This is a genomic window from Lentilactobacillus raoultii (assembly GCF_900411375.1).
GTDB classification, from domain to species: Bacteria; Bacillota; Bacilli; order Lactobacillales; family Lactobacillaceae; genus Lentilactobacillus; species Lentilactobacillus raoultii.
In genome coordinates, this window is sequence record NZ_LS422984.1 from 529,350 (window position 1) to 545,717 (window position 16,368).

Here is a 16,368-nt window from a genome sequence, read left to right on the forward strand (position 1 = left end):
GTTTTAGTAGCAACTGTGCGGGCGCCCTTTAAAGTACCAGCTTTGGTATAAAGTGCGTTGGTGCCGTTAACGTTGACGTTACGAGTTGTAGCTTCAGACGTTAAAGCTTTGTTTGATGTAACCTTAGTGTGGTGGCCCCAAAAAGTTGAACGAAAGATGACAGGTAGAAAGTGAGAAATGTATACAATTCAATAAAGAGCATTTTCTTTGTCCCATTTTGAAGATTATTACCAACTAATATCGATAAAGTGGTATTATGTAACTATAAAAATTTGGTAAATATAAATTTAAATGTTGATTTTAAAATTAAACCGATGGGCTATGGTTATATTTGCGACTTCTAAAACGCCTGTCAAATTGGAGAAATTGTAGTGATGGCTTATTATGACCCAAATGAATCTTTATGGACACCTGAAGAAGCATACCAATATTTGAGTACACATGGGATTATGACTGATGCTACGTTTAGCAACTTAAATGATGATAGTTATACGGAAAAGAGAATGAAACCTGTTTATGATTATTTAGAGCAACATGGAATGAAAGTTAATAACGGAGGATTCTTCGATGAAAGTTATGGCTTTGGTGCTGTTTATTTCATGTATGATGAAGAACGATATTCTTTAGAAAAAGCTACTGATGAAGTTAATCAAATCTTAAAAATTTGGAAAAAATACAATCCAGAATAGTGGGACCTGTCTGAAAACCTTATTTCAGGGGAATCAGGATCGCCGTCAAGTAAATGTGTTCCAAATAAACGTGGGCTAACTTTTCATAGCTTGTTGCAATTTGTCAATAATTCTTCAACTGATTGAAGAAGTTTTCAATTAAGTGACGTTCACGATACACGTAGTAGCCGACCGACCATTTTTCGTTGGTGTTACTCTTAGGTGGAATGGTATAGGTGTCCCTCTTTAGCTTCAAAATACTGTCGAAAGGCCTCACTGCTATAAGCTTTGTCCGCAATCACATTGATGCCGGCGATTTTTAACCGCTTGATTAAGGATTACGCGACTTAACTGTCGTGAACTTGACAACCCGTTAGGATAATCTCGAACGGATTTCCCAAACTATCAACGATGACATGAATTTTGGCGGTATAGTCTCTAGCACTGTGGCCGATCGCTTGATTTTCTACCGGACAAATGACTTTTTTGAATACCAGTGCCCTTTTTGATGGATCTGAATGGTAGTGTTGAGTTGAGACTAACATTTACTATGTCAGAATTGGCGTTTTCCCGAATGATTTTGAAGATCAGTTCGAAGAGACCGCCATCCGTCCACTTTTTGAACCAACTATAAATGGTTTTTCAAGAACCAAACTTAGCGGGCAAGTTTCGCCAGGGTGAGTCGACCTTGAGTTGCCAAAGCACGGTGTTTAAAGCCACTCGATTACTCAATTTAGTGGTATAAGCAGGAAAGAGTTTTTCGATTTGTCGCCATTTTTTATCAGCGATGGTGTGCCGGTTAACTGTCAATTGAGATTCAGTCATGCGTTGGCTCCTCCTTCCTGGTTTTTTATAAGATTATACTGGATTAGCTAAAAGGCTTGTTTTAAGACAGATTCTACTCTAATTTTTGCCTCGATTTCTTGTTAGAAAATGTTTGTTGCATAGATGTAACTTAACTTTTGATATGGATATTAATTTTTATCTCGGTAGCAACATTGCGGTAGAGGATTCTTGGCCGATAAAGAGTATTTGAGATGTGTTAAGCTTAAGATGTTTCTTTGGCGAACTTGTTAGAAATTATTGCAAGAGAGGGAATTGAAAAATTTATAAAAAGATCGGCTGGTTACCGAATTCTGTAAGATTAATGGTGATTTTTTATGTGTACCGTCAACTTCTTTTATTACTTTTTCTGTAGATTAAGGAAAACATTAATTGTTTTAATTCGATTGATAGTTTCCTAAAAGCCTCCTAAAGGCCATTTGGACTAAGAATTATAAGCTTTCATTGCTGAAGATAAGTAATTCTCTAATTGCACTGGATCTTTTCCGAGAAAATATCCAATTGCGTTTTCTTTAACGCTTAAATCACTATTGTCGAGCATTGCTTGATAGCAATTTTGGAGATTTGTGGACCAGCCACTATAAACATCTCTCCCCATTACCATAAAGCCACAAAGCTTTCGCAAAAAAGATGTGGTTTGTTCATTAAGAATTTTATCCAAGCATTTTTCGTTAGTAGATGGCTCATCTTCAAACATTTTAGCAAACGTCCCATATTTGAATCCATCTGACTTGTTCTTATGTTCGACTCGAATACTTTTGATCAGATTAAGTATTTTCACTACAGTGTCGAGTTCTGTTGAGGTAAAGTAATTTTTTTCGTTCATGGCACTCTTCCTTTATTTAAACATTACATCTCCAGCATAGCAGATTTTACCTATTATTACCAGAAATGTTAAGGAATATTCCAAGCTGTAAATACTGTTAATGAAAATAGAAATCTGTTCGAGTTCAAAATTCCAATGTATATTAAAGAGTAATCAGTAGATAACAGGAGAAAGATAATGCCCACTAATGGAAAAGAGTTATTATCAGCAAAGCTAAATTCTAGTCGAAAATGTGTGTTAGATATGACATCTTCAGAAGCTAAGAAGTTTTTTCTTAAGTCATCAAGTTTCGTGTCTATGCAACTGCCAAAGTATTTTAATTTTGACGGTGTACTAAAACTCGCCAAAAATCAATTAAAAAAGCATACTTTGGAAGAACTTTCAAAGTCTAAGAGAGAGTTGTCAAAAACTGATGAAGTAAATCATAAAATATTAATAAGCAAAGATGGTCACTATGATTGGCGTCCAGTTCAAATAGTTCATCCAATTGCATATGTTAATTTGGTGAATATCATTACTGGACATTGGGGTAAAATTATAAATGCATTTGGTAAATTTCAACAGGATGAGCACATAAAATGTATTAGTATGCCGGTTGAATCGAGAAGTGAAAATAATGATACTGCTGAAACCATTCTTAATTGGTGGGAAGAATTGGAGCAAAGGTCAATTGAATGTTCTCTAAATTATAAATACTGCATAAAAACGGATATAACTAACTGTTACGGCTCAATCTATACACATACTATAGCGTGGGCAATAAACGGAAAGAATTTTGCTAAAAAGGAACATAAAAGGGGAGTTGGAAATAAGATAGATAAAGCAATTGAATATATGCAAAATGGACAAACCAATGGGATTCCTCAAGGTGGGCCTTTATTTGATTTCATTGCCGAAATTGTTCTTGGCTACGCTGACGTTTGTTTATCTAGGAAGTTAAAGGATTTAAAAGATGATTACAAAGTGATTCGTTATAGGGATGATTATCGTATATTTACAAAGTCAAAAGAAATAGCTGAAAGAATCGTAAAATCGTTATCTGATGTACTAGCCGATCTTAATATGCACTTTAATACTAAAAAAACCGGTATTACGAGTGACATAATTGGGACTGCCATTAAAGCGGATAAGTTATTTTGGACCAAAAGAAAGCCCGTTATTTCCAGCAAAAATGAGTCAGAAACTTTGCAATATCACTTAGGACTACAGAAGCATTTATGGCAAGTTTATGAATTAGCAAGAAAGTTCCCTAATTCGGGGAGTGTATCAATTGCTTCACTCGAGTTTCTTAGACGATTAAATGCGATAAAGAAGTTTTCTGGGGATTATAAAAATTTTGTAAAGAGTTACTCACAACTTATCAGTATTGTGTCAAACATTATGGTAATTTCGCCTAAATCAATTCCTCAAGAGGTAGCAGTGCTAAGCGCCATTTTTGGTCGACTATCAGATGAGCGTGAAGTTGCTAATTTTATCGAAAACATCATCGAAAAATTTAAAGGCACGCCAAATAAAGGTTACATTGAAATTTGGCTACAAAGATTGAGCTTGTTAACAGATAAGAATAAGAAGTATTTAGAGCCCTTGTGTCAAAAAATATATAAAGAAAACTCGATTTGGAATTCGTCTTGGTTAAAAAAAGGATTCGACGAAAGCTCTATTGTGGACGAGCGCTTGTTAGATAAATTAAAAATGAAGATACCGGAAGAAGAAGTTGACGTTTTTTATAAATATTGGGGTTAATCAGCTTATTCAAATGAAAATTGAAATGATTTATGCATTGATGCCGCTCAATCCTTCTGAAAATAATAATCATCCAGCGTAAAAGTTTCCACCGGCGTTACATGCAGCTGAAACTTAGCAACCAATTCAGCAATCCTTCGCCCATCGATTAACGTGACGGATTTTGATCCTTTAACCGCCTTTTGCTTCGCTGCATCGGTGAAGTAACTGGTTGTGATGAAGATGCCATATTCGGCGTTGAATCCGTCCATAACACCCTTAAATTTATCGATTTCTGGTTCAGAAACCGCGTTATTAGCAAATTTCTTTGATTGAATCGCAACTCGGGTAGTTCGAAATTCATCAGATTCAAAGTAACCAAAACCATCGATCCCATGGTCGTGTGATTGAATTTTTCCGAGTTTGGCATCAATTTTGACGCCCATTTTAGAGATGAGCAGGCGGGAAAAGCTTTCAAATTTTCTGGGTGTAAATGAGTTGAGTTGCTTGATCAATTCTGACTTCCATGCATCGGTGTCTGATGTTTCGTCGTCCTCTTCCTCTGTTGGTTCAGTGACTTCTTTAGCTTTTGCTTTTCGTTTCTCACGATTAAGTTTGACATGGTCAGTCCAATATTTGTCCACAATCTTCTTTTCTTTAGCGGTGGGGAACTTCTCTGAAGATCGTAGACGGCCCTTTTCAGTGAGTACAACATCTTTCATACGCTCAGGTTGTTCGACGTAACCAGTAGCGTACAGATTGTTAATGCCGAAATTGAAGTCAAATTCAAATGGATTGTATTTATGGCCATTTTTAGACATAATTTTATTAAAGACATCCTCGTATGTAAAACCGCTATCTGGGTCCTCAACAATCGAATCTCTAAGGGCGTCACGAGAGGCGGACCCGCCTAGATTCTTTAAGGCTCGTAAGATTGCCCGTTCTGCTCCTCTTCGCTGATATTTTGCCATGATTCATTTTCCTTCCAGTTATTTTATTGCCACTTACAATTATACGGTTAGTTGCTAGGTTTATGAAGAAGGGATGCTAACATTTGTCGGCTGATGAAGCTTTACAATTAAATATCCTAATTTTGGCGGCAAATTTACACCAATTCAATATAATACCTCCTGTATAAAACATGATGCATCATTCTTTGACAGGAGGTATTTTTAATTGACGACATATAGACGAAGACTTGATTGTTCTTTGAAAATTCGGGGAATTAAATGGTCGATTTTGACTTTTGCTTCAGCAGTTGCTATTGGACTTTTGTCGCAGTCTCCAACAATAGTTAATGCTTCGTTCGCTCCAAGTAACCAAGAAATTTCTGCTGGTTTAACTAATCAGGCTAGCCCGGCTAATTTGCCTGCAAACACTAACTCTACCACTAACATTACTTATGAGCCGACTCAAGTTACCATTCCCAATTCGGCGGAAACAAACACTTCAGCGCCTAACTATCAGTTGAGTATTGAAGCACTTTCGACACCTTCAAAATCCTTTAAAGTAACTGCTAAATTCGCTACAAAGGTTATTTTATGGAATCGACAGCAAACCCAAAAGGTTAGTCAAGTTAAACCCGGCAAGTATCTCTTGGCAGTTAGGGCGCTAACTCAATCTTCCAAACAGAACCCCCGTGTTGAAGTGACAATTTCCAACGGAACACAGCGTAAAAATGGTTGGTTGCAAGTAAAGTCTTTACCCAGTCAAATTCGTAAACGCGTAATGGGCCAGGAAACGGTTTCAGATCAGAAACTTACTTCAATCGGTCGACTATTTAATAATTTGCAGAAAGACTATTTAAAATCTAATAATCCGGATTTATCTCAAGACGACTCTAAAATGACCATGACAGCTCGAAAGTTATTAGCAAATTTCATGGATTATTATCAAAACCCAATTGAGAAAAACTACCAGCATATCGAAAATCATTACACTGACATTCTTGAGGAGGAACTGTCTCAAACCGATTTAAAAAATAATCTTCAGATTGTCGGCTACCATACAAATCTGACTGGGAACCCAAAAACAATTGTGCAAAAATTATTTAGCGTTTGGCTAGCTCAAACAAAAGCGACCGGTATTTCTTCAATTCAAAAAACAACTAAATTTGGAAATGCATTTAAAGTTGTTAATGGTCGGATCGTTGGCCAAACAGTGATGGAAAGTCCGGTTCAAGATCAAAAGACACCAAAGACAGTGACGGTTCAAACACCAGTCAAAACGGTTACGGTGACTCAACCGGTTGCAACAACGGGGTCAGGTTCGACATCATCTAATAATACTTCAGGCAAACAACCACAAGCTGATAATAAGTGGACAGCGATTGACCAGAAAGTAACGCAATTGTTGCAGTCTCAGCACGTTAGCGGCCGAGTGGTCGTGGTTAAAAACGGTGCTTCACACTCAATTAATGTTGGCAATGCTACTAATAGTGTTAAAAATGCTGATGATCGTGTGGTCTTTCCATTGGCGTCCCTTCAAAAAGTAATAACTGGTGCAATTTTTACACAATTAGTTAATGAAACCCACGCCAAATTAAACCAAAAAGAGCCTTTAAGTGACTACTTCCCAAAAGTTCCTAATGCCAATAAGATCACTATTCGGGATTTATTAGATCACGTATCTGGAATCGATATGAGTGAAACGACACCGCCCAAAGTGTTGAGTGAGGATGAGGCCATTCAATATACTTTAGACAATCTGAAAACGCCGAATCAACCGGAACAAAAATTTGATTACACCAATGCGAACTATACATTATTAGCCGGAATTTTAAAGAAAGTGGCTAAACAGTCTTATGAGCAACTTGTTACGACGCGGATCATCCAGAAGTTGGGATTGCAACATACCTTTTTCTGGGATCAAAAGCCAAGCGACGCAATTGTTGCTGAAAGCAGTCAATCTGACGGCAAGCAAGATAATCTGAATCCAGCTTATCCATCACCGGCATTGTTGTCTTCAGTTGTGGGTGCTGGAAACATGTACAGCACTCCAGAAGACTATTTAAAAATTCAACAAGGTCTCGAAAATGGTCAGATTTTAATTAATGACGATTATAATTATCTAGCCGATGATAATAAACCGTCAATTGGTGGCAATGGCTATCATGGCGGCTTATATCATGAAGACAATCACCAAAAGTGGGTTCGCGGGACGCTTTCTGGAACCAACTATGAGAATGGCATGGATATGGATGAGGATAACCAGAATGGGGTTATCTTATTTACTAACCAGCACATCAAGCCAGAACCCACCAATACTTTGAAAGGATTGGCAGAACAGATTAAAGCCTTTGTTAAGGCAAATAACTGAAACACAGTTGAATGTTAGACATCAAGGGTCAGCCAGTCCATTAAAGCTGGTTGGCCTTTTTGTATTTACATCAGTTCAACTCATTGCCATCGTTTTAGCAATACAAAATTTTATAGCCAGCAATTAAGTAAAATTTACGATATTTTTACACCATTTTTACGGGATTTTGACATTAACTTGCGATGATAAGACTGAATCATTAGTTTAAAGCTAACCACTTAGAGGAGAATCATAATGCAAGCTGAATATGGCTTGTGATGTTACTCCAGGGGCTGGTTAAGGGCACTAGAAGATCCAACTGTTGTTAATAGTTTTTGAGTTGGTCAGGGTTGTCATCTTAAAATCGCCAGATCTTAAATGACTGATGGTTACCAATGGTGGGTAATCATCGAAAAAGTCGTTTTGGTTGATGGGGGTGTTGAGTGCCTTTTGACATACGAATGGTTTAATCCTAATACTGTTAATCATGGGACTTGCCGACTAGTGGGAGATTTCCAATGCATTGCCAGGCCTTTCTGCTCATATCGATTTCAATTCTCATATGAGTGAGAAGCAGGCTTGAAATTTCTAATCGGCAGCTCACCTGATCCGAAGCACTTAATTGAACGGAGGAATATTTCATGGAAAAACTAACTCAGACTTGCCGTGTTATCAAGCCTGTCAGAATCGCTATTGTCACGACGATGTCAATTCGACAGGCTCGGGGTGGTTGGCTGGTTCTGATAGACGATAGGCGGGTTCAAACCCACTGGTATGGCTTGGAAAGCGAGCTTTGTGAAACGGCCATGCGCACCCGGGCGTTGAGTACGGCTTTAGCGCGGGTAAGCCGTGGCCCCTTGGAGATCTTGACTCTTCAGAGCGATTTTGACTTAGCACTACAACAACGTCTGCAGGCAAAATTTCCCGGTACCGTGATCCGAGTAACCAAAAAAGATCCGGATATCCGCTTGGCACAACACTTGCTGCAGGAGGAAATAACGATGGAATAACTGATTGAGTTGTTAACGTTTTATTGATGCCGATATCATCATCCGTTTGAAGTTAACAACTACTTCAGCAAGCCCACGACGATTGGTAACTATTGTCAATTTTGACTTCTTAACTGTTTTTAAAGCGGTGTAGTTTACATGACGACTTTCAAAGAAGTATTAAAAAAGCTCCCAACACAATCACTGTCGGAAGCTTTTTTGATTTAGCCAATTACCTTAACGTATTTCTGATTGCCGGTAATATAACCACCAGCTACATGATATCTTAATACACCATGCTTATGCAGGTTGTTGCCATGCGAGTAGTCATAATTGTAAACCTTAAAGACTTTACCTTTTTTAAAGGCTTGATTCCGTTGACTTAAGTTCACGTTTCGATAACGATTAATCGGCGTCTTGGCGCGGACTTTCTTAACGGTTTTGTGATGGCCCATTTAGCATGTTAAAACTAGGACTTGTCCGGAGACAAGAAAATCGTGTATAATTTTGATAAAAAATGAACAAAAGTTTTTGGTAATATAATTATACGATCAGTCCTTTAGAATGATAAATATATGTTCATTACAGGTAGCTAATTATTGAATGACTGGAATTCGAGAAAATAAAAATCCAAAAATGGTATAGTTGACTTTCTTACGTTGATAATGTAGTTTTATTACAGAACACTTATTGTGGTGGGGAACTTTAGGCCCCCTATAATTTTGTTAAAAGTTAGGGAATGGTAAGCCAAGCGACTAATTATTATTAAAATAAGCTTATCAATATCGCTACTCGAATCTTTCAAGTGGGTTCTACTTCTATTATTTATTTAAGGAGATGATGTGATGATTAAAGAAGAAAAGCCTATGCTACCAACAAAAGAATTAATTTCCCATATGAAAGAAAAGGGAATTACATTTAAAGTTGCTAATGAACAGCAAGCTAGAACGACACTTGAACAGAAGAATTATTATTTCAAGTTAACTTCTTATCGAAAAAATTTTTCTAAAGTAAATGGGAAATATCAGAATTTGGACTTTGCGTATTTAATTGATCTTGCCTCAATTGATATGCATTTGCGTGAATTTTTATTAGATCTTTCACTTGATATTGAGCATGGAATTAAGGTAAAAATGATGTCTCTTATTTCGAATGATCAAAGTGAAGATGGATACTCCATTGTTACAGACTTCAGAAATATGTATAAGAAGTCTTATGACCAAACTATAAATTGTTTAAAAAAGAATAAGTATATGCATGATTTGTACAAGAAGCATGGTCAAGAACCATCTATTTGGGTGTTCTTTGAAGTTATGACATTTGGAACCTTGTCTTTATTTGTGGATTTTTATCTAAGAAGAACACCATCTAAAGCAGTTCGCAAGTTTCATTATTATTTAAAGTATGCAAAAAATATTCGAAATGCTTGTGCTCATAATAACCCATTATTAGTTAATTTATTTTCTGATAAAGAATTTTTGCTTAGGCCATCTGCTCCTGTTAGAACTGCAGCTAGTGAAATCGGCATCTCATCTTCATATTTGCACGATTTAAAAGTTAACGATCTTGTTTCGCTATTTTATCTACATAAGCTTATTCAAAGTAATGCTTTGGGGGCAAATAGATATAAGCAAGGTAAACGCTTAATAACTAGATTTAATCGCAATCAAGCTTGGTATGCTGACAACATTAATATCAGAACGTTTATCAAAATTTTAGATGTACTGGTTGACTATATGAAACGCAAATAGTAACATACTGAGTAAGGAAAGGACGATTCGATCGTTCGCTGACCAAGGTACAGCCAAACGTCAGTTATTAAAAAGTCGGTTGGTACGCGAAGTACTGGCTGGCTTTTTTCAGTGTATCTAATTCAGTTTGAACAGGTTTTCCAGTTTTAGTAACCCTTAATAGTTATGTCTCGTTTTATAGAAAAAACTAACTTAAAATTGGTATAATATGGCATCTCAAAAATAGAGAAACATTTTCATTACAAAGTGTTTATGATTTCTCTGAAGAAGACTCGATTAAATCAATTTTTTCACACAATTCCAGCCATCAAAAAGATTGAGGCTAGTGATAATGGTAATTTAATTGATCGGTATCTCAGCAGCCTCATTAAGGAGGAAAATTAATATGGCCAAATATTTAAAACCGCAAGCTGAAATTGTAAAAAGTATTAGCGAGATTGCGGCACAATCAACTATTTTTGATCTGATATCGTATATGGGGTTACCCATCATTGTGGAAAGTGAATGTGAAGAAATTATAAGTTTTGAAATCAAAAGTGACTTTCTAAACAATAGCTTTGAGGAATCGATTATCGAGATGAGTGAAATCAATAGTGCCTTATTTGAAAGTATCGACACAATTGCGGAAGCAGCGTAAGGGGTAAGTTGTTCTCAAGTTAATTTTGTTGAACAATTCAACCAGAATGCCAATTAAAACAGTCATATCAAGGAAAGGACGATTCGATCGCTCGCTGGCCAAAGCACAGCCGAAAGTCAGTTAATTAAAAAGTCAGCCAGTACATGATGTACCAGCTGGCTTTTTTGACATACATATAAGATTTTAGAGCATGATAAACATTGAATAATAAATACTTACCATAGCTTTTATCGCTTAATGCTTCCCTTGAATCACCAATTTCTTATTACCGCTCACGTAGTACCCGTTATTTAATTGATAACGAGTGGTGAGATTGTGCTTCACTAGCTTCTTAACCGTTAACCGAGTGCCCTTTCGGTAAGATCTCTGCCGTCCAGTTAAGGTTTCATTCTTGTAGGCATGGATGCCCTTTTTCGAAATAACGGTAATCTTTTTACCTTTCGGGACCGATTGATAGTAGGCTGGCACCACATATCGCTGGTTGGCGGTAATATAGCCAACTTTTCCTGCCGATTTGCGTGTGTGGCTGACATCCCTTACTTTAAAGCGAAGTGCACCGCCACGTGAACGAGCGTAGTCAGTGATCACAAACATTGGCCGATTAATTCGCTTCTGTTTAGGGTATTTAGCAATTCGTTGGGATTTGGTGAAATTAGGGCTCTTGTACAGGTAAATTCCTCGAATGGCGTAAACGGCGGCTCCTTTCTTTTCAGCGTAATTTGGTACTTCTGGGGTTGGCTTTTCTGGAGTAATTGGTTCAGTTGGCTTTGGAGCAGTAGTTGGTGGTGTCGTATTATTTTGATTGGAATTACCACTTGGGTTTGTAGTTGATGGGGTAACTGGAGGCGTTACTGTCGGTTTCGGAATGAGGTTTAGTTGAGAAAAGATGCTATAGCCCACATCTGAGGCTTTAATTTCTAATTTGATTGGATTTTTTTGCTTTGGATTAGCAACCGTTTTCTGATTATTATCAACCGTAATGTCAGTTCCTTCAATTGAAATTTTGTTTGGAATCAATTGTTCGACTCCGCCAATCATAAAAGATAGTTTTTGAGAATCTAGTATTTCTTGGAACTTAAGAGGGTTTGAATTGATAGCTTCAGAAACATGTGGTGAGTCGGGAAATTGCTTTGAGAATGCAGCTTCTTCAATCTTTACTTCAGGTGGGAGACTGACAGAAGTGAGCTTGTTACCATAAAATGCTTGATAGTCAATAGTTTTGATTGTTGGTAATTCTAGATGTGCAATTTGATTTTGTCCAAACGTAAAATACCCAATAGATTCAACTTTTGGCAAATTTAGGGTTTCAATTTGATTATCTCTAAATGCACCTTCTCCGATTTTTTGGACGTTGGGTAAAGATACGTCAACCAAGCGATTAGTTGCAAAAGCCCAAGATCCGATGCTGACGACCTTCGGTAAGTTTAGCTTTTGAATATTATTAAAATTGAATGCCTCTCCAATAATTTCGGTAACTTCTGGGAGTGTTAGTTCAGTTAGTTTATTGTTTCTAAATGCATGTGTTTTCAGCCTTTCGACTCGGGGGAGGTTAACTGAAGAAATTTGATTGTCTTCAAAGGCTTGTTCCCCTATCTCTTTAATGCTTGGTGCATCTAGCGAAGAGATCCCCGGTCCTTTTTTCTCCGATAAATCCTCTATTGTATAAATACGGAATACCTTGTCGTCAATTTGTGTTGCTAGTCCATCTGGAATAATAAGTGCAGCTCCATCAATAAGTTTTTCAGCAACCGCTTTGCTGGTTAATTTACGAATTACTCCGTCCGAAATTTCAACGTCATTTTTGGTTAACGTTACTTGTTCAGTCGAATCTCGTTGTTTGACTGTGTTGATGGGTGCGTCTACATTTGCTTTTACATTCGATGACCATACTCCGGTTCCCAAAAGAGCACCGGCACACAATAGTCCTAATAATAATCGGTTTGGCTTCATGAAATTATCCTCCTCTAAATTTCGTGAGTCGTTTACCTTTTCTACGGTTTTAGAATAACATGAATTGGAGAATAAATGTTGCAACGGCGCGTTTTTTCACACTTTTTTCGGTTTTTGTTCATAAATCAAATCTTTTGATATAGATATGATCAACGTTATGATATAGACAAATAAATATAAGATATAGCATCTAAGATTAAAGGACGATTCGATCGTTCGCTGGCCAAAGTACAGCCGACAGTCAGTTAATTAAAAAGTCAGCCGGTACATCACGTACTAGCTGGCTTTTTTGGCATACATATAAGATTTTTTAGCATGATAAGCATTGAACAATCAATAATCATGGTTTTTCATTGCTTAATACTTTCCTTGAATCACCAATTTTTTATTACCGCTCACGTAGTACCCGTTGCTTAATTGATAACGAGTGGTGAGGTTATGCTTCACTAGCTTCTTAACCGTTAACCGAGTGCCCTTTCGGTAGGACTTCTGTCGGCCGGTTAGGGTTTCGTTCTTGTAGGCATGAATGCCCTTTTTCGAAATAACGGTAATCTTCTTACCTTTCGGGACCGATTGATAATAGGCTGGGACCACATATCGCTGGTTGGCAGTAATGTAGCCAACTTTACCTGCTGATTTGCGTGTATGGTTGACATCTTTTACCTTAAAGCGAAGTGCACCGCCGCGTGAACGAGCGTAATCAGTGATCACAAACATTGGGCGATTAATCCGCTTTTGCTTAGGATATTTAGCAATCCGTTGAGATTTGGTGAAATTAGGGCTCTTGTACAAGTAAATCCCTCGAATGGCGTAAACGGCGGCCCCTTTCTTTTCAGCGTCGTTCGGTGCTTCCGGGGTTGGCTTTTCTGGAGTGATTGGTTCAGTTGGACTTGGCGTCGTTTCAGGTGGCGTTGGAGTATTTTGATTGGTATTATTGGAGTTACCGGAGCTACCAATAGAACCGTTACTGCCAGAGCCACCTGGATTTGTGCTTGGTGGTGTAACTGGTGGCTTTTTAGTGAGGGTTATTCGAGCTAGAATGCCGTAGCCCACATCCGAAGCTCTAATGTCTAAATCGATTGGATTTTCGTGGTTGGGATTAGTAATCGTTTTCTGTTCATTATCAATTGCAACCCTAGTTCCCTCAATTGTAACGTTACGTGGGACCAATTGTTCAACCCCGCCAACTTTAAACGAGAGTTTTTGAGAGTCCAATATTTCTTGGAAGGTAAGGGGATCTGAATTAACGACTTCAGAAGCATGTGGGTCTGTACCCTCAAACTGATTTAAAAGTGCATCATGACTTGTTACACCATCCGGAAGACTCACAGAAGTAAGCAGATTATGATAAAATGACATTTTTGCAAGCGTCTTTGCTTTTGGCAATTTTAAGCTTGTAAGTTGATTTTGGGCAAATGCAAACTCTCCCACAGTTTCAACTTCTGGTAAATCGACGCTTTTAAGTTGATTGCCATAAAATGCATTATCCTTTATTTCCTTGGTTTTGGGTAACGATATGTCAACTAGGAGACTACTTTGAAAAGCCGACTTCCCAATACTGACAGCCTCTGGTAACACTAGATTTTGAAGCTTACTATACAGGAATGCGTTTGCGTCAATTTTTTCGACAAGTGGCAGGTTAACTGAAAAAATTTTATTGCTTGCAAAAGCGTTTTTTCCGATCTCTTTAATGCCCGGTGCATCTAATGAAGAGATGCCTGGGCCCTTTTTTTCTGCCAAGTTTTCAAGCCGGGATTTCTCGAATGCAATGTCATCTATGCGGGATGCCAGTCCACTCGGAATAATCAGCGCTGCGCCGTCAACAAGTTTTTGGGCAACTGCTTCACTAGCCAAACCACTAATGGCGCCTTTCCAGAACGTCACATCACTTTTGGTTAACGTTACTGGCTCAGCCGAATCTCGTTGTTTAGCTGTGCTAACGGATGCGGCTGCATTAGCGTTGATAGTTGATGATGTCATGCCGCTTCCTAACAGCGCACTGGCAAACAATAATCCTAATAATAATCGGTTTGGTTTCATGAGATTACCTCCCCTCTAAACTTACGGGTCACTTCCCTCTTATGGGATTATAGAATACCACGAATTTGAGAAGAAGTGTTGTAATGACACGCCTTTTCACGCTTTTTTTGATAAATAAATGAACGGCTTATTTCGGTTAATCCAAGTCAAATTCCTTGTCTTTTTTCAGCAATGATTGATAGCCCAATCCTGGTTTGTAGTAAAATCCGAGTTCTTTTTTACAGTTTTCGATGATCATATCCTCCGTGATCGGCATGCCACATTCTGTCATAATCTTTTTCTGACGGGTGACGGAGACAAAGGTTTTGAAAGCCTTTTTAATTTCTCTGCAGAGATCGGTATAGCCGTTTTGGAGAACATCAATTAAGTGATTAATATTTTTAAGGGTTTTAATCCGTTGATCTAAAAAGTATTTGGTGATGGGCAATTTAATCGGCGACTCAATGTCTTTGAAGAAGACGTAGGTCGCTTTGCCGTTTTCAATGGGCTGAATCGTTTCAATTTGATCAGCTGCCAGCCAAGTGACCTGGTTAGACTTCTGGGGATTCTTTAAAGGGATGAACCCTAACTCACCGTATGGGAAGGGGATATATTCAAAAACGTTTAAGAAATGAGCCAAATCTTCTCTGGAATAGTCGTAATCGGTTGAGTAGTCGGCAACTAATTTTTTGATAAGCGTGGGGATAGTGACCGCGCAGCCGGTAATTTTTTCAGTCTTAAAGAAAATTGCAGTTTTGTATTTTGAAGTGGCACTCCGAAGCCACGTGACTAAGTAAACATCGTTCCAATCCATCGATATTTTGGTTCGGTGACAATCCAGATGACTGGTTTTTAAATTTTCAATGTCTAAGGCATCTCGATGAGCACATTTTCCGGCAGCTGATAATTAACTAATAAAATCCATTTTGATCCTCCATATATCATTTGACGTTAATTTTCTTCTTATTATTACAATAGGCAAGAATATATCAAACTTTTCGACGAATGTAAACAAATATGGTGTATATTTTTTTGAGTAATATTGCTGCATCACATTTTGTGATACAAAACGTATACAAGACTATAGATTTTTATGATTTCAATTATTTTAAAAATGCTTAATTCTTAGCAATAAATAATTAACTGCTGATACATTCGACTGATTAATTGCACTAAAAATCACATGTGGTGTAATTAATTTTTAACTTTATTTTTTAACATTGCTTCTGAGTCAATTCAAAGGGATTAAATCAACAATTAAGCCATAACGTTTAGTGTATATTCTTTGTAAAACACATGAATGGTCATTGTTTAAAAATTAATGCTGTGTTATTATGAATTCGTTATTTGATTAAGCACATAAATATTTACTAAAGGCTTACTTTATGATAATAGCGTTAGCATAAAGTTCTGAGGGACGAAAACAAATGTGGCACTTTTGACTGATAGATGGGGTTATTTGGAGGCTGAATTAAGCCTAATAATGAATCTGCCCGATTAATCAAAAGCACTTTTATTCGTTTGCCTTTGTTGGCTTAACAACCATGCGGAAGGCTTTTTCTTTTACTTTGGTCGTTCAGAGCAGTCCATTAATAACGGATTGTTCTGAGAAAAGTTGGAATCATACCTTGAAAAATGGTAATGAGTTAATGTCTGGGGGACAGGC

12 protein-coding genes and 1 pseudogene are annotated in these 16,368 nt (G+C 37.5%); 6 read left to right on the top strand and 7 right to left on the bottom strand.

What is annotated here, in order from left to right:
* Positions 1-374: 374 nt before the first annotated feature.
* A complete protein-coding gene (locus ED605_RS04230; RefSeq protein WP_121977644.1) occupies positions 375-689 on the top strand; it encodes a hypothetical protein in 315 nt (104 codons plus the stop codon).
* A 19-nt stretch (positions 690-708) separates the two neighbouring features.
* Here ED605_RS04230 and ED605_RS04235 read toward each other — a convergent pair.
* Positions 709-1,493, bottom strand: a pseudogene (locus tag ED605_RS04235) (IS5 family transposase).
* Positions 1,494-1,935: 442 nt separating this feature from the next.
* Positions 1,936-2,337, bottom strand: coding sequence for a hypothetical protein (locus ED605_RS04240; protein WP_121977645.1), 402 nt, complete (start codon positions 2,335-2,337; stop codon positions 1,936-1,938).
* Positions 2,338-2,514: 177 nt separating this feature from the next.
* On the opposite strand from ED605_RS04240, the gene ED605_RS04245 reads away from it, so the two are divergent.
* Positions 2,515-4,080 carry an RNA-directed DNA polymerase gene (locus ED605_RS04245; RefSeq protein ID WP_121977646.1) on the top strand — a complete coding sequence of 522 codons (1,566 nt, stop codon included), beginning with the start codon at positions 2,515-2,517 and terminating at the stop codon, positions 4,078-4,080.
* A 47-nt stretch (positions 4,081-4,127) separates the two neighbouring features.
* Here ED605_RS04245 and ED605_RS04250 read toward each other — a convergent pair whose 3' ends face one another.
* Positions 4,128-5,030: a restriction endonuclease gene (locus tag ED605_RS04250; protein ID WP_121977647.1), complete on the bottom strand. Its 903-nt coding sequence runs from the start codon at positions 5,028-5,030 to the stop codon at positions 4,128-4,130.
* A gap of 205 nt (positions 5,031-5,235) precedes the next feature.
* On the opposite strand from ED605_RS04250, the gene ED605_RS04255 reads away from it, so the two are divergent.
* Complete coding sequence (locus ED605_RS04255) at positions 5,236-7,377, top strand: serine hydrolase domain-containing protein (RefSeq protein ID WP_121977648.1); 2,142 nt, start codon at positions 5,236-5,238, stop codon at positions 7,375-7,377.
* Between the two features lie 620 nt (positions 7,378-7,997).
* Positions 7,998-8,366 (top strand): hypothetical protein, encoded by a 369-nt coding sequence (locus ED605_RS04260; protein ID WP_121977649.1) that lies wholly within the window; start codon positions 7,998-8,000, stop codon positions 8,364-8,366.
* 203 nt (positions 8,367-8,569) lie between these two features.
* Here ED605_RS04260 and ED605_RS04265 read toward each other — a convergent pair whose 3' ends face one another.
* Positions 8,570-8,800 (bottom strand): DUF5776 domain-containing protein, encoded by a 231-nt coding sequence (locus ED605_RS04265; protein ID WP_225419037.1) that lies wholly within the window; start codon positions 8,798-8,800, stop codon positions 8,570-8,572.
* Positions 8,801-9,190: 390 nt separating this feature from the next.
* Between ED605_RS04265 and ED605_RS04270 the strand changes: the two genes are divergently transcribed.
* On the top strand, positions 9,191-10,096 hold the full coding sequence (locus ED605_RS04270; protein WP_121977650.1) for an Abi family protein: 906 nt from the start codon (positions 9,191-9,193) through the stop codon (positions 10,094-10,096).
* Positions 10,097-10,481: 385 nt separating this feature from the next.
* The gene (locus tag ED605_RS04275) at positions 10,482-10,733 is read left to right on the top strand and encodes a hypothetical protein (protein ID WP_121977651.1); all 252 of its coding nucleotides are present in this window, start codon (positions 10,482-10,484) and stop codon (positions 10,731-10,733) included.
* Between the two features lie 234 nt (positions 10,734-10,967).
* Here ED605_RS04275 and ED605_RS04280 read toward each other — a convergent pair whose 3' ends face one another.
* From ED605_RS04280 to ED605_RS04290, 3 genes are all read right to left on the bottom strand, one after another.
* Positions 10,968-12,767, bottom strand: a complete 1,800-nt coding sequence (locus tag ED605_RS04280; protein WP_162919743.1) for a leucine-rich repeat domain-containing protein — start codon at positions 12,765-12,767, stop codon at positions 10,968-10,970.
* Positions 12,768-13,040: 273 nt separating this feature from the next.
* Positions 13,041-14,723, bottom strand: coding sequence for a leucine-rich repeat domain-containing protein (locus ED605_RS04285; RefSeq protein WP_121977653.1), 1,683 nt, complete (start codon positions 14,721-14,723; stop codon positions 13,041-13,043).
* Positions 14,724-14,859: 136 nt separating this feature from the next.
* Positions 14,860-15,516 (bottom strand): hypothetical protein, encoded by a 657-nt coding sequence (locus ED605_RS04290; protein WP_225419038.1) that lies wholly within the window; start codon positions 15,514-15,516, stop codon positions 14,860-14,862.
* Positions 15,517-16,368 lie beyond the last annotated feature (852 nt).

What these genes read in the sequence shown, in the direction of transcription:
- ED605_RS04230 (WP_121977644.1), top strand. Translation starts at nt 375, where the DNA reads ATGGCTTATTATGACCCAAATGAATCTTTATGGACACCTGAAGAAGCA.
- ED605_RS04240 (WP_121977645.1), bottom strand. Translation starts at nt 2,337, where the DNA reads ATGAACGAAAAAAATTACTTTACCTCAACAGAACTCGACACTGTAGTG.
- ED605_RS04245 (WP_121977646.1), top strand. Translation starts at nt 2,515, where the DNA reads ATGCCCACTAATGGAAAAGAGTTATTATCAGCAAAGCTAAATTCTAGT.
- ED605_RS04250 (WP_121977647.1), bottom strand. Translation starts at nt 5,030, where the DNA reads ATGGCAAAATATCAGCGAAGAGGAGCAGAACGGGCAATCTTACGAGCC.
- ED605_RS04260 (WP_121977649.1), top strand. Translation starts at nt 7,998, where the DNA reads ATGGAAAAACTAACTCAGACTTGCCGTGTTATCAAGCCTGTCAGAATC.
- ED605_RS04265 (WP_225419037.1), bottom strand. Translation starts at nt 8,800, where the DNA reads ATGGGCCATCACAAAACCGTTAAGAAAGTCCGCGCCAAGACGCCGATT.
- ED605_RS04270 (WP_121977650.1), top strand. Translation starts at nt 9,191, where the DNA reads ATGATTAAAGAAGAAAAGCCTATGCTACCAACAAAAGAATTAATTTCC.
- ED605_RS04275 (WP_121977651.1), top strand. Translation starts at nt 10,482, where the DNA reads ATGGCCAAATATTTAAAACCGCAAGCTGAAATTGTAAAAAGTATTAGC.
- ED605_RS04285 (WP_121977653.1), bottom strand. Translation starts at nt 14,723, where the DNA reads ATGAAACCAAACCGATTATTATTAGGATTATTGTTTGCCAGTGCGCTG.
- ED605_RS04290 (WP_225419038.1), bottom strand. Translation starts at nt 15,516, where the DNA reads ATGGATTGGAACGATGTTTACTTAGTCACGTGGCTTCGGAGTGCCACT.